This is a genomic window from Nostoc sp. 2RC, from assembly GCF_014222165.1.
In the GTDB taxonomy this organism is placed as follows: Bacteria; Cyanobacteriota; Cyanobacteriia; order Cyanobacteriales; family Nostocaceae; genus Nostoc; species Nostoc linckia.
The window spans coordinates 1-3,476 of record NZ_JACKZU010000556.1 but is presented as its reverse complement, the minus strand read 5'-3'; the positions used below and the strand labels follow the sequence as shown (position 1 = coordinate 3,476).

The following is a 3,476-nucleotide window of genomic DNA, read 5'->3' as shown; positions in this document are numbered from 1 at the left end:
AATAGAAATTGTTAACTCATTAGAGCATGACGAAGAAGAATAACCGCCTGATGAATTGCAGTTTTTTAAATTGCGATCGCACTGACAACAGTGTGGGCTACCTGACACAGTAGCCGAAACTCTGGGTTTACCCAGAGTCGCGGGTTGTGTCCAAAGCAATTCGCAAGTTAATCAGAGAAAATGCAGCGTTCAGAGTGAATTGCACTACTCAATTGTGGTGTTTCTTCTTTCAAGCGCGGCAATTCTCTTATTAATTTTCCCGAATGCGTTTACTCCTGAATCGCGCCCCTTGTATGTGGGGCGTTAGGGTGATTCGTGCGCTCTATAGTTCGGGTTTACCAAAGGATGCCAGTCCTTGAAAACCACCATTGATTCATCGCAGAACCATGACAACAGAATTAACAATTCTGGGAATTGATGTTAGTAAATCGAGTATAACCACTCACATTTTAACACAATACCCCAAGGGTGGATTGCAGGCATATTGGAATAAAACAAGAAATAAAGCATCTATTTTATATCCTGCTTTTTACTCCAATCCTGATACCAAGAATAAACAAAAATCAGCTTTTGATTTTGCTGATTATCTAGCAGAAATCAAGCCTAATTATGCAATCCTGGAACCAACCGGAAACCACTATTCTAGACTGTGGGCATCTATTCTTAAAAAGTTAGAAATCAAAATTCTCTGGGTGAGTCACGTTGAGTTACGCCGTTATCGTGGCGGAAAAAATCTGCCTAATAAATCTGATGCTGCTGATGCTTTGGCTATGGCTGCCTACGGGCACGATCCAGATCATCGACTGGAGACTGGGGAATTAAATCTGAGGTATTTCCTCATGCACCGACCCGAACCCATAGATGAACTCCGCGACCTCTGCCAACAACTCGAACACCTTAACCGTGTTCAGTCGCCAATTGTGAATTATGCCCGTCAGCTTCTGGCTTGGCAGTTTCCAGAAATGGCGCACACCAGGAGCAAATCTACTAAGTCTGGATTACTACCACCACTGTGGGCGTGGTTAGCTAAAAGGCTCGAAATCTCCCCCGCCGGAAAAACCCGAATCGAAAACCGCTATAAAATATCCATTGCCCAAAACTATGGAATTGAGTTTGACCCGATTCTGGAACTGCACGCTGGTTGGATGTGTGATATTTCACTTTTTGAGCAGCACTTAGAGGCAAGAATCACTCAAATGCTGTCTGAGGAAGCATTCAAGCCTTACATGAAAGTGTTTGATAAGTTCGGCTTTGGGTTAAGAGTGCGATCGCGTTTGCTCACTAGGATTTACCCTTTTGAGTCATTCCTGGGTGTCAATGGTAAACCCGTGATTGAATATGAGGTTCGGGAAGTGAAGAAAACTGAGCGCGATCGTAAAAACGGAGAAACCATTGTCAAACGTTTAGCCGGGGAGACAAAACGGATAAAACGTAACCGCAGCCGCGACACTTTCAAAATGAGGCTGGGGATGGGTACAGTTTTAGAGCAGTCAGGCGATGGCCTTGTAGAAAAGGCTAGCGGTTCCTCACTGTGTCGAATCAGCCTGTGGCAATATGTCCTCACTGGTGTAGAAACTGGAAGACTGCCAACCAATGACCTAACCAAGGAGTTGATTGACTACCGTGACTCACTCAAGGCTAACGTCACTGAACAAGGCGAAAAATTGCTAGGTGGTAAGCATATCCAGGGAAAGCTAATGAGTAAGGTAGTTAACTTACTGTTCCAAGAATTGTGTAAAGTTATTCCTGCGACCTGATGTTAAAACCCTTCATTTATGTGAAGGGTTTAATTAACAAAATTTCAGTTACCCTGAAAGAAGTTATGAGGACGCAAATATGACTGACAAAAATCGTTCTCAATGGGACTTAGGCAGGTTTATCGAAACCCTGACTTACTTTGAGGTAATTCCTTTCCTGAACTGGGTACAGCAATTAATCCAAGGCCGTCCTCAGGATCGTCAAGATAGACCCAATGGAGGAAGAAATGTGGGTGTAATTTTAGTAGCAGGTGCTACAGGTGGTGTAGGTAAACGAGTAGTAAAGCGATCGCTCGAACAAGGTTATAAAGTTCGGGCTTTGGTGAGAGATATTGACAAAGCACGGTCAATTCTTGGTAATGATGTTGACTTAGTCGTTGCAGATATCACCAAACCAGAAACTTTAACTCCTGTAGTTATGGCTAATATTGAAGCCGTAATTTGTTGCACCGCAGTACGCGTACAACCAGTAGAGGGAGACACAGCAGATAGAGCAAAATACTACCAAGGTGTGAAATTTTACCAGCCAGAAATTGTTGGTGACACGCCAGAAAATGTAGAGTATCAAGGTGTCAAAAACTTAGTCCAAGCCGCAGCAAAATATTTGCCTCAAAAAAACGAAAAACTAATATTTGATTTTACAAAACCATCAGCAGAATTAAAAGATGTTTGGGGAGCGCTGGATGATGTCGTTATGGGTGGTGTCAGCGCCAGTAATATGCAATTAGTGGAAAATGCAGCTTTGTTTGCTGGCAATGTTTCCACTGCAAACTCTGGCGGATTTGCTTCTGTGAGAACTAAGAATTTCGATCCACCATTTAATTTATCTGGTTACGAAGGTGTGAAATTGCGCGTCAAAGGTGACGGTCAGCGTTATAAAATCTTTCTGCGAACAGATACAAAATGGGATGGCATTGGCTATGCTTATTCTTTCGACACTGTAGCTAATACCTGGGTAGATATTCACATTCCCTTTAAAGATTTGGTTCCTGTATTTCGAGCAAAAGTTGTCAAGGATGCACCGCCAATTGAACAGAGTAGAATTTGCTCATTTCAACTGATGTTGAGCAAGTTTGAATATGATGGCGCTTTAAATCCTAAGTTTTCCCCTGGTGGTTTTGCTCTACAATTAGAATCAATTAAAGCTTATAACGGCGAAAATTCACCTAAATTCATCCTTGTGAGTTCAGCAGGTGTAACTCGTCCCGGACGCCCTGGGATTAATTTAGATGAAGAACCACCAGCAGTAAGATTAAACGAGCAATTGGGAGGAATTTTAACTTGGAAATTGAAAGGAGAAGATAGTTTAAGGTCAAGTGGAATTCCTTATACAATTATTCGACCTTGTGCTTTAACTGAGGAAGCAGGAGGTAAGGAATTAATATTTGAACAAGGCGATAATATTAAAGGCAAAATCAGCCGTAATGATGTCGCAGAACTTTGCGTGCAAGTGCTAAAAATCGCCAATGCATCTCATGTCACATTTGAGGTGAAAGAGGCAAATAATCATGCTAACTCTATTGATTGGCAGAGGCTATTTTCTAATTTAGAACAGGATAAATAAGGAGTCAGGAGTCAGAATTCAGGAGTCAGAATTCAGGAGTCAGGAGTCAGAAGTCAGGTGTCAGGAGTCAGAATTCAGGAGTCAGAATTCAGGAGTCAGAATTCAGGAGTCAGGAGTCAGGAGTCAGAATTCAGGAGTCAGAATTCAGGAGTCAG

2 protein-coding genes are annotated in these 3,476 nt (G+C 42.3%); both read left to right on the top strand.

What is annotated here, in order from left to right; translation table 11 throughout:
- Positions 1-386 precede the first annotated feature (386 nt).
- Positions 387-1,757: a transposase gene (locus tag GNE10_RS33030; RefSeq protein ID WP_185570275.1), complete on the top strand. Its 1,371-nt coding sequence runs from the start codon at positions 387-389 to the stop codon at positions 1,755-1,757.
- A gap of 79 nt (positions 1,758-1,836) precedes the next feature.
- On the top strand, positions 1,837-3,321 hold the full coding sequence (locus GNE10_RS33025) for a CIA30 family protein (protein WP_185570273.1): 1,485 nt from the start codon (positions 1,837-1,839) through the stop codon (positions 3,319-3,321).
- The last annotated feature ends 155 nt before the right edge of the window (positions 3,322-3,476 follow it).